The sequence below is a fragment of the Microbacterium lacus genome (assembly GCF_044794305.1).
In the GTDB taxonomy this organism is placed as follows: domain Bacteria; phylum Actinomycetota; class Actinomycetes; order Actinomycetales; family Microbacteriaceae; genus Microbacterium; species Microbacterium lacus_B.
The window spans coordinates 2,406,048-2,419,685 of sequence record NZ_CP084996.1 but is presented as its reverse complement, the minus strand read 5'-3'; the positions used below and the strand labels follow the sequence as shown (position 1 = coordinate 2,419,685).

The following is a 13,638-nucleotide window of genomic DNA, read 5'->3' as shown; positions in this document are numbered from 1 at the left end:
TCTCGGGAAGTAAGGATGGTCATGTGTCAGCCCTTCACTGCGCCGGCCATGATGCCGCTGACCAGCTGACGCCCGGCGAAGGCGAACAGGATGAGGAGCGGAATCGTCGCCAGCAGCACGCCCGCGAGGACGATGGAGTAATCAACGAAGTAATTGCCCTGCAACAGTGAGAGCGCCACCGGCAACGTCGGGCTTTGGCGATCGAGGACGATGAAGGGCCAGAAGAACTGGTTCCATGCTCCGACGAACGTGAACAAGAACAGCATTGCAGCGGCAGGACGCGCCGCGACGACCCCGACGGTCCAGAACGTGCGCAGCTGAGAAGCCCCGTCCACGCGCGCTGCTTCGATGAGCTCGTCGGGGACGGCTTGCGTGAGGTACTGCGTCATCCAGAACACACCGAACGCGCTGGTCAGGGCGGGGATGATGATCGCGCCGATGTTGCCCGTCCAGCCGAGATCGGCGAACAGGATGTACAGCGGCACGACGCCGAGCTGCATCGGAACCGCCATGGTCGCAACGACGAACGCGAGCAGCCACTTTCCCCCCTTGAAGCGCAGCTTGGCGAAGGCCCAGCCGGCAAGGGTGGAGAACACGACGACGGATGCTGCGATCACTGTGGAGGAGAAGATCGAGTTCCACAGCGCCAGCCAGAAGTTGACCGCCGGGTCGTTCATGACCGTGAGGGCGTTCGCGATGAAGTTGCCCCCTGGGATCCACGACATGTCGGGATCGTTGATGGTGGAGGAGTCCCCCGAGCCGATCAGGAACGACCAGTAGTAGGGGAAGATCGCCGAGACGGCGACCACGATGAGGCCGATGTAGACCCAGAAACCGGCGCGGAAGCCGCGAATCTTGGTGCCGCGATCGCCTCGACGGCTGCGTCCCGCGTTCGGGATGCCCTCTTCGACGATCGCGAGGGGAGGGGTGCTGAGGGCGGTCATCGCTGTACTCCCTTACGTCCGCGGCGGGGCGCGGTGACGCCGCGTCCGCCTTCGTCTCTGACCAGACGCCTGGTAATGAACAGATTGATCAAGCCGATCACGATGATGATGATGAAGAGGATCCAGGCCAACGCCGCAGCGCGACCGAAGTTGAACTCGCCCCAACCGATGTTGTAGAGGTACAGCGTGATCGTGAGCCACTGCTGAGCGGAGCCACCCTGGCCGGTGTTGTCGAACATGCGCGGCTCGTCGAAGATCTGCAGACCACCGATGGTCGAGGTGATGATCACGAAGATCAGCGTCGGCTTGAGCGACGGCAGCGTGATGCTCCAGAACTGACGGAACGCGTTCGCCCCGTCGACAGTGGCTGCCTCGTAGTACTCGCGCGGGACGGCCTGCATGGCGGCGAGGAGGATCAGCGCGTTGTAGCCGGTCCAGCGGAAGTTCACCATCGTGGCGATCGCGATGTGGCTCGCGAACGCGTCTTTGTGCCACTGGATCGGCTCGAGCCCGATGTTGGTCAGGATGTTGTTCACGAGACCGTAGTTGTCACCGAACATGTTGCTGAAGATGAGGGCCACGGCGACGGGTGCCATGACGAAGGGGAGCAGAACGCTCATGCGCCAGAAGGTCTTGGCGCGGATGTTGCGGTCGAGCATCGCCGCAATGAACAGCGCGAGGATCAGCTGCGGGATCGTGGAAAGCAGGAAGATGCTGAAGGTGTTGCGCAGCGCCGTCCAGAACTTCGGGTCGTTCAGGATCCAGGCGTACTGCTCGAACCCGACGAACGTGCCGGAGTTGCGGACGAGGTCCCACTCCTGAAAAGAGATGACCGCCGTGAACACGATCGGGAAGATGCCGATGATCGCGAACAGGATGAAGAACGGCGAGATGTAGAGGTAGGGCGAGAACTTGAGGTCCCACCGGCTCAGCTTCTGGCTGAACGAAAGGACGCGCGTCCGTCGCTCAGGCGCTGGCGATCCCGGTGTCGTCCGGGTACGGGTTTCGGTCGCAGTCACGTGAGGCTCCGTTGTCGACGCGGTCAGAAGGTTGCAAAGAAGAAAGTGCGGGCCGCGCCGCGAGGGCGCGGCCCGCACTTTACTCAGGGGATCAGAAGGCCGAAACCTCGGTCACCCAGGTGTTCCACGAGGTCTCCTGGTCTTCGACACCGTCGAAGACGCGGTTGACTGCGTTCTGCAGTGCGTCGTGGTACTTGAAGTAGTTCGCGTCCTTGAAGGGCGTGACCGTGATGGCCTCCGAACGCTCAGCGAAGATCTGACCGGTCGGGGCGTTGTTGAAGAACTCGTTCGTCGAGTCGGTGATCGCGGGGTCGCTCTGAGCCTCGATCGCACTCGGGAACTGTCCTGCGTTGACGAACGTCTTGGCCTGCTGCTCGGGAGCGGTCAGCCAGTCGGCGAGCGCAAGCGCAGCGTCGACGTTCTTGCCGTTGGCGGGGACGGTCAGGTACGACCCACCCCAGTTGGCGCCGCCGCCGGGGAAGACGTTGGCAACTTCCCATCCCTCGACGTCGGGAGCGTTGCCCGAGATGATGCCGAGCATCCAGCCGGGGCAGAGCATCGTGGCGAACTCACCGTTGGCCATCGAGGCGTTCCAGTCATCGCTCCACTGGCCCGAGTACGCAGCGTTCGGGATGGCCCGCTCGACGACGAGGTTGTACGCGTCGGCGATCTCGGGGTTCTCCGTCGCGATGATCGCACCATCGGGCTCGGTGTAGGTGTATTCCATCTGGTTCACGATGCCCTGGAGCACCGAGTTGGCCGCGTCGATCATCGGCTTGCCGGTAGCAGCCTTGTACTGGTCAGCCACGTCGAAGAAGTTGGCCCAGTCGCCGTCGAACAGAGTGGCGACCTCGTCGGGCGTGGACGGGAGTCCGGCTGCCTCGAACAAGTCGGCGCGGTAGCAGATTGCCTGCGGTCCGATGTCGGTGCCGTAGCCCACGAGGCGACCGTCGCCGTCGGTTGCGCCGGCTTCCTTCCAGTCCAGCCAGCGGCCCTTGGCGCTGTCAGGCACCTCGGCGAGCAGGTCGGAGTACTGCATGGCCTCTGCGAACCAGTCGATCTCGACGGCCTCGACGTCGGCGAGGCCTTCCTTACCGAGCTTCTGGAAGTAGTTGGCACGGGCGTCGCCGGACTCGGCGGCCTTGTTGTGGACGATCGTCACGTTCGGGTTGGCGTCCATGTACTCCTGGAGGAGTTCATCGGTGTAGCCGAAGTTGTTGAACGTGGCGAGGGTGAGCTCGATCTTTGCGTCAGGATCGGTGGAAGCGTCGCCGCCACCGTCGCCGCCGCCGGCACAGCCGGCGAGCACGATGGCAGTTGCAGAGATTGTGGCGACGGCCATTGCGCCCTTGCGGAAGGCACGAGAGTTCACTGTCACTCCTTTGTGTTGGTCAGGGTCAGATGTGTATTGCGGGACGTAGCACCTTGACGTATGTCTCGGACCACGGTGTCGTGGGAGCGTTCCCACCGGACGAGACACCACGTTATGGGATCGCTCCCACGAATGCAAGGGAGCGCTCCCACGAAATTGATCACGGTTGGGTCACGACGTCCCACGCACGCGGTCACAGCCCTGGCCGTAGACTGGTCACAACCCTTTCCCGCGACATTCGGAGCTTCTCAATGCCCACCATCGTCGTTGACGTCATGCCCAAGGCCGAGCTGCTGGACCCGCAGGGAAAAGCCGTCTCGGGCGCTCTCGCGCGATTGGGGAACGAATCCTTCTCGGGCGTCCGCATCGGCAAGCGCTTCGAGCTCACCGTCGAGGGTGAAGTCACCGAAGCTGTCTTGGCGGAGGCGCGTCAGATCGCCGACGAGATTCTCTCGAATGCCGTGATCGAAGATGTCGTCGGCATCGAGGTTGTCGAGTGACCACCCGGATCGGGGTCATCACTTTTCCCGGATCGCTGGATGACCGCGACGCGCAGCGCGCGATCCGCATCGCCGGCGCAGAGCCCGTCGCCCTCTGGCACGGCTCGCACGACCTCGAAGGGGTAGATGCCCTGGTGCTCCCCGGTGGGTTCAGCTATGGCGACTACCTGCGCGCCGGCGCAATCGCGGCGCTCGCCCCGATCATGAGTGAGGTGAAGGATGCTGCGGCCAAGGGCATGCCGATTCTCGGCATCTGCAACGGCTTCCAGATGCTCGTCGAGGCACACCTGCTGTCGGGCGGCCTGATCCGCAACGCACACCAGCAATTCATCCGCCGCGACCAGCGCCTGCGGGTCGAGAATGCCGACACGGCGTGGACCTCGGACTTCACCGACGGTCAAGAGATCGTGATCCCGCTCAAGAACGCCGACGGCGGCTACATCGCGTCCGAGTCCGAGCTCGACCGCCTCGAGGGTGAGGGGCTCGTCGCCTTCCGCTACCTCGGGGTAAACCCCAATGGGTCTCTCCGCGACATCGCCGGCCTCACGAACGAGCGCGGCAACGTCGTCGGTCTCATGCCACACCCCGAGCACGCGGTAGAAGAGGGCTTCGGTCCCAACACCCCGGACGCGATGCGGTCGGGCCTGGATGGACTGCCCTTCTTCACCTCGGCGATCGGGGCCGTGCTCTCTGCCGCGGCCTGAGTCGCGGCATCCGGCTGCAGCTAAACCGTCCCGGCGGGCGGCCAGACGCCGATGATGAGCGCCATGACCACGAACGTCACCAGCTCGTGGGCGATGTTCATGACCGTGAGCGACGACGGCCTGCCCTCGAAAGCGTCGTGGGTGATGAAGCGAGCGGCGGTGAAGCCCGCCCACACAGTCACCGCGGTGCCGAGCGCGGTCAGCAGATAGCCACCGCCGTAGAAGTGCCACGCGATCGCGGTCGTACCCGCCAACACCCACGCCGTGACGAAGCTCACGAACACGGTGACGATGATGGGCATCCACGCTTGCAGCGCAGTCTTCTCGGCGTTCATGTCGACGCCTGCGAGCTTCGCCCACCGTTTGCCGAACACTGGCGGGGCGTACCAGACCGACCCGACGACCATCGTCGACAGGGTCGCCAGCAGCACCGCCCAGTAGTTGATTTCGGGAACCATCGGGACCCTCCTTCTGCGGCACGCACCGCACGCCGATGAGAGTACCGCTACGCACGGCTCGGGTCGCCACACCGCGCCGGTAGCGTGGGTGTGTGAGCTCACGCATCCGGAATCTCGTCATCAGCGTTCCCACCCAGGAGTTGGCCGATTCGCTCGCGCCGTTGCCCGAAGGTGTCGAGGTGATCGTGTGGGCGATGGATGCTGCCGCCCCCCGCGATCGATTCGACATGGTGGTTCCGCCCTACATGTCGATGGGGCGCGTGTTCGAGCATCTCGACGGGATCGAGGTCGGGCTGATTCAGAGCCAATCGATCGGATACGACGGTGTCACAGGTCTGATGCCTCCCGGAGTCAGATTTGCCAACGCGTCGAGCGTGCACGAAACGTCGACCGCAGAGCTCGCGGTAGGCCTGGCGATCGCCGCACAGCGACTGCTGCCCCAGTTCGTTCTGGCGCAGGCGGAGGGGCGCTGGGCACCGGCCTTCGCCGAGAGCCTCGCCGACCGACGCGTTCTGGTGATCGGCTACGGCGGGGTCGGCAAGGCCGTGCGCGCGCGCCTTGAGCCGTTCGAGGTCGAGATCACGGCCGTTGCTTCGAGCGCCCGTGTCGAGGATGGCGTTCACGTGCACGGGGTGGATGAACTGCCCGAACTCTTGCCGCACGCGGAGATCGTCATCTTGACCCTGCCCGGCGGCGAGGCCACCCGGCACATCGTGGACGACGCTTTTCTGTCGGCGCTGCCGGACGGTGCCCTCGTCGTGAACGTCGGGCGCGGATCGCTCGTCGACACTCACGCCCTTGTCGCCCACCTTCAGCGCGGACGGATTCGCGCGGCGTTGGATGTCACCGAACCCGAACCTCTTCCCGAGGATCACCCGCTGTGGTCACTGCCCGGAGCGCTCATCGTGCCGCACGTCGGGGGTGCGTCCAGCGCAATGAAGTCGCGGATCGCCCGGCTCGTTCGCACGCAGATGGAGCGGTTGATCGCGAGCGAAGCGCCCCTCAACGTCGTGATCGGTGAAAGTTCCGGGATGGATCGACGTCCCGCGCACGAGTGAGTGCGAAAGCCCTGCATTCGTCCCGGAACTTTGACGCGCGCGCCGGAACTACGCTGGACGGATGCGTCGCACCTCACCCTGGATCGTCACTCTGCTCGCCCTCGGCCTGCTCACCGGCTGCGCGTCGGCGACACCCGAGGCGGGGGGCACTGCAGCCCCCGAGTCGGGTGCGTGTGAGTACATCGAAGCGGCTGGCGGGGTGCGCGACGTGGACGCTCCACCGGCGGACCCGGCATCCGGAACCATCGATGTCGTGCTGACCACCTCGGCGGGCGAGATCCCGATCACCCTCGACGCCGATAGCGCGCCGTGCACCGTCGGCAGTTTTCTCTCGCTCGCAGAGCAGGGCTACTTCGATGAGACCTCCTGCCACCGCCTCACGACCCAGGGCATCTTCGTGCTGCAGTGCGGCGACCCCTCGGCCACGGGCCGCGGAGGCCCCGGTTATTCGTACGCCGACGAGCTCGACGGGTCAGAGACCTACCCCGCGGGCACGGTCGCGATGGCCAACGCCGGACCCAACACGAACGGGTCGCAGTTCTTCCTCGTGTTCGCCGACACAGAGCTTCCCCCGTCGTACACGGTGTTCGGGCAGATGGATGCCGCGGGCATCGAGGCCGTGAAGGCCGTGGCGATGGACGGTGTCGCCGGCGGCGGCCCCGACGGAAACCCCGCGACAGAGGTCACGATCGAGTCGGTGCACGTGCGCTGAGGCGCACGGTTCGCGCGTTCGCGCCGGGTCAGGCCACGAACACCGCGTGCACGTCCGGCACGAGTGACCTGCCGCCCAGCGCGACAAGCTCCATCAGCACACTCGTGCCCACGACCACTCCGCCGAGCAGACCCACGAGCGTGTGCGCGGCCTCGAGCGTGCCGCCGGTCGCCAGCACATCATCGACCAAGAGCACCCGAGTGCCGTCGGCGATGTCGTCGTGCGCTTCGATCGTCGCGGTGCCGTACTCGAGCGAGTAGTCGACGGATGCCGCGGGCCGAGGCAGCTTGCCCGCCTTGCGGATCGGCACAAGGCCCACATTCGCCACAGTGGCCACAGCCCCGGCGAGTAGGAATCCGCGGGCTTCGACACCTGCCACGACGTCGAACTGCCCCGCGAACGGCTCGATCATGCTGTCGATGACGGCACGGAGGGCGGCGGCATCCGCCAACAAAGGAGTGATGTCGCGAAAGAGGACCCCCGGTTCGGGATAGTCGGGAATCGTGCGGATGAGGGATTCGGCGCTCTCGATCGCGGAGGTCACGCGCCCACGTTACCGGCAGCCCCGAGAATGCCGTGCCGCACGTCGATGTAAGCGCTTGCAGTACCCTGGGGAGCATGACTTCGCTCGACACCATCGCGCTCCCCGACACTGCCGGCCTCTCCACCGGCTCCGAGTGGTGGCGCACCGCCGTGATCTACCAGATCTACCCGCGCTCGTTCGCCGACAACTCCGGCGACGGCATCGGCGATCTGCCGGGCGTCACTTCTCACCTCGATGAGCTGCAGCAACTCGGTGTCGACGCGATCTGGCTGAGCCCCTTCCAGACCTCGCCCCAGAAGGATGCCGGCTACGACGTCGCGGACTACTGCGACGTCGACCCGCTCTTCGGCACGCTGGCCGATTTCGACGTGATGCTGGCAGAAGCGCACACGCGCAGCATCCGGATCATCGTCGACCTGGTTCCGAATCACTCGAGCGATCAGCATGTGTGGTTCCAGCAGGCACTCGCGGCAGCCCCCGGCAGCACTGAGCGTGCGCGCTACATGTTCCGCGATGGGCTGGGAAAAAACGGCGAACTGCCTCCGAACAACTGGGAGTCCGTCTTCGGTGGTCCCGCGTGGACGCGGGTCACCGAGCCTGACGGCTCCGCCGGCCAGTGGTACCTGCACCTGTTCGACACAAGCCAGCCCGACTTCGACTGGCACAACGAAGAGGTGCGCGCGGAGTTCCGCCGCGTCCTCCGCTTCTGGCTCGACCGCGGTGTCGACGGATTCCGCGTCGATGTCGCCCACGGTCTCATCAAGGCCGAGGGCCTTCCCGACTACACCCCCGACCCCGATGCGGGCTCGATGGGTGGCGAAGAACTCGGTGTCCCGTACTGGGGCCAGGATGGCGTTCACGAGGTCTACCGCGACTGGCATGCCGTGCTCGCCGAGTACGACGGCGATCGTGCCCTCTGCGCCGAGGCCTGGATGCCCACGCCCGAGCAGACCGCCCTGTGGGTGCGGCCGGATGAGATGCATCAGGCGTTCAACTTCGCCTACCTCGAGACGGGGTGGGATGCTGCGGCCCTGCGCGCAGTGATCACTCGGTCGATCGAGGCCTACAGCGCCGTCGGCGCCCCCAGCACGTGGGTGCTGTCGAACCACGACGTCGTCCGCCACGCGTCGCGCCTGGCGCTCACGGCCGAGAACCCGCAGGGTCACGGCATCGGTCCGGACTCTCCGGGCAAGCCGATCCCCGAGGTCGGCCTCCGCCGTGCACGCGCTGCCACCGCGGTGATGCTCGCACTGCCCGGTTCGTCCTACCTCTACCAGGGTGAAGAGCTCGGTCTGCCCGAGGTCATCGAGATCCCCGGCGATGCCCGGCAGGACCCGACCTGGTTCCGCACGAACGGCGAGCGCTATGGCCGCGACGGATGCCGGGTGCCGATCCCGTGGACGGCCGACGCTCCGGCGTACGGCTTCAGCCCGACCGGCGAGGCCTGGCTGCCCCAGCCTGCCGAGTGGGCGACGCTCTCCCGCGACACCCAGGTCGGTGACGCCGACTCGACGCTGAACCTCTATCGCACACTGATCTCCGCGCGCCGCGCGCACAATCTGGGCGCGGGCCTGCTCGAATGGCTCGAGGGCTTCGGTGACGACATCGTCGCATTCCGCAACGGGAATGTCACCGTGATCGGCAACACCGGCGGGGCACCGATCGTGCTGCCGGAAGGCCTGGCACAGGGTACTGTGATCGCCACAAGCGGTCCGCTCGGCTTCACCGGCACCGGCACTGCGCTGCCCGCCGACACGACCGTCTGGATCACGACGGACTGAACTATCCGCTCTGTGTCTGGGCGGATGCGAGAGGGATGACACCGTGGTCAGCATCGACGATGTGGCCCGCCATGCGGGGGTCTCGACAGCGACGGTGTCGCGCGCGCTCAGCGGCCGCGGGCACGTGTCGGGTGCCACGAAAGCTCGAGTAGAAGCAGCAGCGCTTGACCTCGGCTACGTCGTGTCTTCGTCGGCGTCGAGCCTGGCCTCGGGACGCACCCGCAACATCGGGGTGCTCGTCCCCTTCCTCGACCGCTGGTTCTTCTCGACGGTGCTGAGCGGAGTCGCATCGGGCCTGATGCGCCGCGGCTACGACATCACCCTCTACAGCCTGACGGCCGACCGTGAACAGCGACGGACGATCTTCGAGACGTTCCTGCGCCGCCAGCGGGTCGACGGCGTGATTGCGATCTCGCTCGAACTCGGCGACGAAGAAACCCAGCGCCTGCGCGAACTCGAACTGCCGGTCATCGCCATCGGCGGCCCGAACCCGCGCCTGACGACCCTGACCGTCGACGACGTCGCCGTCGCCCGCCTGGCTACCGAACACCTCATCGCGCTGGGCCACCGCGACATCGGACACATCGGCGCGAGCCCCGAGTTCGACATCGACTTCCACATTCCCACGCATCGACGGCGCGGTTTTGAACAGGCCTTGGGGGATGCCGGAATCCCCGTGCGCCCCGGTCTCTTCGAACCCGCCGACTTCACCATCGAAGGTGGCTTTCGCGCAGCAAAGCAGTTGTTGGGCAAGCCCGGGGGGCGCCCGACGGCCATCTTCGCGGCATCCGACGAAATGGCTATCGGGGCGATGCTGGCCGCCCGCGAACTGGGCTACCGCGTACCGGAAGACCTTTCGGTCGTGGGCATCGACGGCCATGAGTTGGGCGAGTTCTTCCGCCTGACCACGGTCGACCAGTTTCCGCTCGGGCAAGGTGAACGCGCCGCGGATGCGATCGTCGACGAGCTCGAGAGCCCCGGAGCCGAGCACCAGCCCGGCAGACTCCCCTACGACTTGATCGTGCGCGGGTCGACCGCGCGCCTGTCTTCGTAGCGCCCGCACAAGCGCGGGTTCGCGCCCGAGCGACCCCACACACCCCGCGGGTAGGCTCGACCCCATGACTCTCGACCTCGAAGCGCTCTACATCGATCTGCACCGGCACCCGGAGCTGTCGTTCCAAGAGACTCGAACGGCCGGGATCATCGCGAGCCATCTCACCGCGCTCGGCATCGAGTGTGAAGAGGGCATCGGCAAGACCGGCCTCGCTGCGAAGATCGTAAACGGCGAGGGTCCGGTCATCTGGTTGCGCGCAGACATGGACGGTCTCCCGGTCGAAGAGCGCACCGGCCTGGACTACGCCAGCACCGTGCGCGGCACCGACCCCTCGGGGCTCGATGTGCCGGTGATGCACGCGTGCGGCCACGACATGCACGTGACCGCCCTGCTCGGGGCCCTCGAGCGCCTGGTCGCCACCAAGGATGAGTGGTCGGGCACCATCGTCGCCATCTTCCAGCCTGCCGAAGAGTACGGCGCCGGCTCGCAGGCGATGATCGCCGACGGCGTGCTCGACCGGTTCCCGAAGCCGGACATCGTGCTCGGCCAGCACGTCACCCCGCTCCCCGCTGGAGTCATCGGCGTGCGCAGCGGCACGCAGATGGCAGCATCCGACGGCCTCACGGTCACGCTGCACGGTCGCGGTGGCCACGGGTCGCGCCCGCACGCCACGATCGACCCGGTCGTCATGGCCGCCGCCACCGTCATGCGCCTGCAGACGATCGTCTCGCGTGAGGTCGACCCCCGCGATGTCGCCGTCGTCACGGTGGGGTCGATCCACGCGGGCTTGAAGAACAACATCATCCCCGCCGAGGCGAAGCTGGAACTCAGCCTCCGCTACCCCGATGACGAGGCCCGCGCCCGTGTGATCGAGAAGGTTGAACGCATCGTGCGGGCAGAGGCCCAAGCATCCGGAGCCGAAGACCCACCCGTCATCACCGTCGACCACTCGCTCCCGCCGACGATCAACGACGCAAAGGCGACGGAACGCCTGACCGCTGCATTCGAAACCGCGTTCGGTGCCGGCACGGTCATCGACCCGGGCATGTTCACCGGGTCGGAAGACGTGTCGTGGTTCGCGCGCGACTCGGGAGCACCCCTGGTCTTCTGGTTCTGGGGAGGGGTGGATGCTGCCGCCTTCGCCGCCGCGAAGGAAGCCGGCACCCTCGACCGCGATATTCCGACCAACCACTCGCCGTTCTTCGCGCCGGTGTTGCAGCCGACGCTCGACCGGGGTGTGGATGCGCTGGTCGTGGCCGCTCGGGAGTTCTTGGGCCAGAGTCAGCGAACCGGCGTAGCCTGGAGGGATGAGCTCCACCGCTCCTGAAGCACCCGCGAGGGCCCTCGACTCGACGGCGATCCGCGCGGACTTTCCGATCCTGCAGCAGACCGTTCACGGCCAGCCGCTGGTGTACCTCGACTCCGGCGCGACGAGCCAGAAACCGCAAGCTGTGCTCGACGCCGAGATCGACTTCCTCACTCGCGCGAACTCGGCCGTCCATCGCGGGGCGCACACGCTTGCCGGCGAGGCGACCGAGCTATTCGAAGGTGCCCGGGCGACGGTCTCAGGGTTTCTCGGCGCCCGCCCCGAGCAGCTCGTCTGGACGAGCGGCGCGACGTTCGCCCTCAACCTCGTGGCGTACGCGATCGGCAACGCGACCCTCGGCCGCGGCGCCCCGACGAGCACGCGCTTCGCACTCGCGCCCGGCGATGAGCTCGTCGTCACCGAGAGCGAGCACCACGCGAACCTGATTCCCTGGCAGGAGCTCGCGGCACGTACTGGTGCCGTTGTGAAGCACATCCCGGTGCGCGTCGACGGAACGATCGACATGGATGCTGCGGCATCCGTCATCGGCGAACGCACCCGTGTCGTCGCCTTCACGCACGTCTCGAACGTGCTCGGGATCGTGAACCCGGTCGCCGAGATCGCCGCCCTCGCAAAGTCGGTGGGGGCGCTGACCGTGCTGGATGCGTGCCAGTCGGTGCCGCACCTGCCGTTCGACTTCGACGCGCTCGGCGTCGACCTCGCCGCATTCTCCGGCCACAAGATGCTCGGTCCCTACGGAATCGGCGGGCTTCTCGGCCGTTCCGAGGTGCTCGACGCGTTGCCGCCGTTCCTGACGGGTGGCTCGATGGTCACGACGGTGACCCTCGACGAAGCCGGGTTCCTTCCCGCGCCGCAGAAGTTCGAAGCCGGCACCCAGCCTGTGTCACAGGCGATCGGCCTCGCCGCCGCCGCGCGCTACTTGGACGCGCACGGAATGGATGCCGTCCACGCCCGCGAGCGTGTGATCGAGCGTCGTCTCATCGAGGGGCTCCGCGAGGTCGAAGGTGTTCGCATCCTCGGTGACGCTGTCGGCGTCGACCGGGTCGGACTCGCCGCCTTCGACGTGGATGGCGTGCATGCGCACGATGTCGGACAGTTCCTCGACGACCGCGGTGTCGCCGTGCGCGTCGGGCACCACTGCGCCAAGCCGCTGCACGCGCGCTTCGGTCTCACGGCGTCCGTCCGCGCCTCCAGCTCGGTGTTCACCACCGACGACGACGTCGACGTCTTCCTCGATGCGCTGTCGGGCGTCCGCCCGTTCTTCGGAGTGACCGGTGTGACGGGAGCAGGCGCATGAGCGGTCTCGAGGGGCTGTACCAAGAGCTGTTGCTCGATCACTCGAAGCGGCCGCGCGGCAAGGAGTTGGCCACCGAAGAGGGTCGCACCGCGACCTCCCACCAGCACAACCCGATCTGCGGTGACGACGTGACGCTCCGCGTGCGGATCACCGACGACGGCGGAGTGATCCGCGATGTCACGTGGGAAGGGTCGGGCTGCTCGATCTCGCAGGCGTCAGCGTCCATGCTGACGGAGCTTGTCGAGGGGATGCCTCGGGCCGAAGCATCCGCCCTCATCGATGGTTTTCGCACCGCACTTCGCTCCCGCGGCGAGATCATCCTCGACGAGGACATCTACCTCGACGCGACCGCGCTCTCGGGTGTCTCGAAGTACGTTGCCCGGGTCAAGTGCGCGATGCTCGCCTGGGTCGCCCTCGAAGACGCCCTCGCCCGGGCCTGACCGCCGGCAAGAATCACTCCCCGTCGAACTCGCGTCGCAGGTACTTCGGCGCTTGAGTGCGCCATGCCTCGGTGACGAGCTCGGCCAAGTGCTCGAGGTCGATGCCGGCCATGCGGAATGCGACCTTCGGCTCGTTCCACGCGGTCGTCGTCCGCAGGAACACCTCGGGGTGCATCTCGGCGAGGGCGACAGCATCCATTCGATCGGCGATCTTCACGCCGACGACCAACTCGCTCGCCACAATGGCGCGGACGTCGGCCGGAATGCTCGGCCAGGGATGTACCTCCCACGCGTAGAGCTTGCCGCGCACGAACCACGCGGCGCCGCCGGTCATTGCGCGCTCTTCGCTGCCCGGGAGCTCGTCGGCGGTGCGCCGCAGGTCGTCGAGGCTAGCCACCCCTTGACCCTACGACGCACCTCCGACGCAC

At 66.6% G+C, this 13,638-nt stretch carries 15 protein-coding genes; 9 read left to right on the top strand and 6 right to left on the bottom strand.

Features of this window, described 5'->3' with window-relative positions:
- Nucleotides 1–26: 26 nt before the first annotated feature.
- The 3 genes from LG299_RS11570 to LG299_RS11560 form a co-directional block, all read right to left on the bottom strand.
- Nucleotides 27–944: a carbohydrate ABC transporter permease gene (locus tag LG299_RS11570; protein WP_404430351.1), complete on the bottom strand. Its 918-nt coding sequence runs from the start codon at nucleotides 942–944 to the stop codon at nucleotides 27–29.
- Nucleotides 941–1,963: a carbohydrate ABC transporter permease gene (locus tag LG299_RS11565; RefSeq protein ID WP_404430349.1), complete on the bottom strand. Its 1,023-nt coding sequence runs from the start codon at nucleotides 1,961–1,963 to the stop codon at nucleotides 941–943. Before LG299_RS11565 ends, LG299_RS11570 begins: the two co-directional genes overlap by 4 nt.
- A gap of 91 nt (nucleotides 1,964–2,054) precedes the next feature.
- Nucleotides 2,055–3,335 (bottom strand): ABC transporter substrate-binding protein, encoded by a 1,281-nt coding sequence (locus LG299_RS11560; RefSeq protein WP_404430347.1) that lies wholly within the window; start codon nucleotides 3,333–3,335, stop codon nucleotides 2,055–2,057.
- Nucleotides 3,336–3,586: 251 nt separating this feature from the next.
- On the opposite strand from LG299_RS11560, the gene purS reads away from it, so the two are divergent.
- Together purS and purQ are read left to right on the top strand one after the other, a co-directional pair.
- Complete coding sequence (gene purS / locus LG299_RS11555; RefSeq protein WP_404430345.1) at nucleotides 3,587–3,835, top strand: phosphoribosylformylglycinamidine synthase subunit PurS; 249 nt, start codon at nucleotides 3,587–3,589, stop codon at nucleotides 3,833–3,835.
- On the top strand, nucleotides 3,832–4,539 hold the full coding sequence (gene purQ / locus LG299_RS11550) for a phosphoribosylformylglycinamidine synthase subunit PurQ (RefSeq protein WP_404430343.1): 708 nt from the start codon (nucleotides 3,832–3,834) through the stop codon (nucleotides 4,537–4,539). The genes purS and purQ overlap by 4 nt, the downstream gene beginning before the upstream one ends.
- Before the next feature lie 20 nt (nucleotides 4,540–4,559).
- Here purQ and LG299_RS11545 read toward each other — a convergent pair whose 3' ends face one another.
- Nucleotides 4,560–4,997, bottom strand: coding sequence for a DUF1761 domain-containing protein (locus LG299_RS11545; RefSeq protein WP_404430341.1), 438 nt, complete (start codon nucleotides 4,995–4,997; stop codon nucleotides 4,560–4,562).
- Between the two features lie 92 nt (nucleotides 4,998–5,089).
- On the opposite strand from LG299_RS11545, the gene LG299_RS11540 reads away from it, so the two are divergent.
- Both LG299_RS11540 and LG299_RS11535 read left to right on the top strand, forming a co-directional pair.
- Nucleotides 5,090–6,055 (top strand): 2-hydroxyacid dehydrogenase, encoded by a 966-nt coding sequence (locus LG299_RS11540; RefSeq protein WP_404430339.1) that lies wholly within the window; start codon nucleotides 5,090–5,092, stop codon nucleotides 6,053–6,055.
- 61 nt (nucleotides 6,056–6,116) lie between these two features.
- Nucleotides 6,117–6,767, top strand: a complete 651-nt coding sequence (locus LG299_RS11535) for a peptidylprolyl isomerase (protein ID WP_404430337.1) — start codon at nucleotides 6,117–6,119, stop codon at nucleotides 6,765–6,767.
- Nucleotides 6,768–6,795: 28 nt separating this feature from the next.
- On the opposite strand, the gene LG299_RS11530 is transcribed toward LG299_RS11535, so the two are convergent.
- The gene (locus tag LG299_RS11530; RefSeq protein ID WP_404430335.1) at nucleotides 6,796–7,311 is read right to left on the bottom strand and encodes an adenine phosphoribosyltransferase; all 516 of its coding nucleotides are present in this window, start codon (nucleotides 7,309–7,311) and stop codon (nucleotides 6,796–6,798) included.
- Between the two features lie 74 nt (nucleotides 7,312–7,385).
- Between LG299_RS11530 and LG299_RS11525 the strand changes: the two genes are divergently transcribed.
- The 5 genes from LG299_RS11525 to sufU all read left to right on the top strand — a co-directional run bounded on the left by LG299_RS11525 (nucleotide 7,386) and on the right by sufU (nucleotide 13,210).
- The gene (locus tag LG299_RS11525; RefSeq protein ID WP_404430333.1) at nucleotides 7,386–9,092 is read left to right on the top strand and encodes a glycoside hydrolase family 13 protein; all 1,707 of its coding nucleotides are present in this window, start codon (nucleotides 7,386–7,388) and stop codon (nucleotides 9,090–9,092) included.
- Between the two features lie 43 nt (nucleotides 9,093–9,135).
- Entirely contained in the window at nucleotides 9,136–10,146 is a 1,011-nt protein-coding gene (locus LG299_RS11520; RefSeq protein WP_404430331.1) for a LacI family DNA-binding transcriptional regulator, read from the top strand.
- 64 nt (nucleotides 10,147–10,210) lie between these two features.
- Entirely contained in the window at nucleotides 10,211–11,473 is a 1,263-nt protein-coding gene (locus tag LG299_RS11515; protein WP_404430329.1) for an amidohydrolase, read from the top strand.
- Nucleotides 11,454–12,770, top strand: coding sequence for an aminotransferase class V-fold PLP-dependent enzyme (locus tag LG299_RS11510; protein ID WP_404430327.1), 1,317 nt, complete (start codon nucleotides 11,454–11,456; stop codon nucleotides 12,768–12,770). The genes LG299_RS11515 and LG299_RS11510 overlap by 20 nt, the downstream gene beginning before the upstream one ends.
- Entirely contained in the window at nucleotides 12,767–13,210 is a 444-nt protein-coding gene (sufU, locus tag LG299_RS11505) for a Fe-S cluster assembly sulfur transfer protein SufU (RefSeq protein WP_404430325.1), read from the top strand. Before LG299_RS11510 ends, sufU begins: the two co-directional genes overlap by 4 nt.
- Nucleotides 13,211–13,223: 13 nt before the next feature.
- On the opposite strand, the gene LG299_RS11500 is transcribed toward sufU, so the two are convergent.
- A complete protein-coding gene (locus LG299_RS11500; protein WP_404430323.1) occupies nucleotides 13,224–13,607 on the bottom strand; it encodes a hypothetical protein in 384 nt (127 codons plus the stop codon).
- Between the last annotated feature and the right edge of the window lie 31 nt (nucleotides 13,608–13,638).

What these genes read in the sequence shown, in the direction of transcription:
- LG299_RS11535 (WP_404430337.1), top strand. Translation starts at nt 6,117, where the DNA reads ATGCGTCGCACCTCACCCTGGATCGTCACTCTGCTCGCCCTCGGCCTG.
- purS (WP_404430345.1), top strand. Translation starts at nt 3,587, where the DNA reads ATGCCCACCATCGTCGTTGACGTCATGCCCAAGGCCGAGCTGCTGGAC.
- sufU (WP_404430325.1), top strand. Translation starts at nt 12,767, where the DNA reads ATGAGCGGTCTCGAGGGGCTGTACCAAGAGCTGTTGCTCGATCACTCG.
- LG299_RS11510 (WP_404430327.1), top strand. Translation starts at nt 11,454, where the DNA reads ATGAGCTCCACCGCTCCTGAAGCACCCGCGAGGGCCCTCGACTCGACG.
- LG299_RS11515 (WP_404430329.1), top strand. Translation starts at nt 10,211, where the DNA reads ATGACTCTCGACCTCGAAGCGCTCTACATCGATCTGCACCGGCACCCG.
- LG299_RS11525 (WP_404430333.1), top strand. Translation starts at nt 7,386, where the DNA reads ATGACTTCGCTCGACACCATCGCGCTCCCCGACACTGCCGGCCTCTCC.
- LG299_RS11570 (WP_404430351.1), bottom strand. Translation starts at nt 944, where the DNA reads ATGACCGCCCTCAGCACCCCTCCCCTCGCGATCGTCGAAGAGGGCATC.
- LG299_RS11545 (WP_404430341.1), bottom strand. Translation starts at nt 4,997, where the DNA reads ATGGTTCCCGAAATCAACTACTGGGCGGTGCTGCTGGCGACCCTGTCG.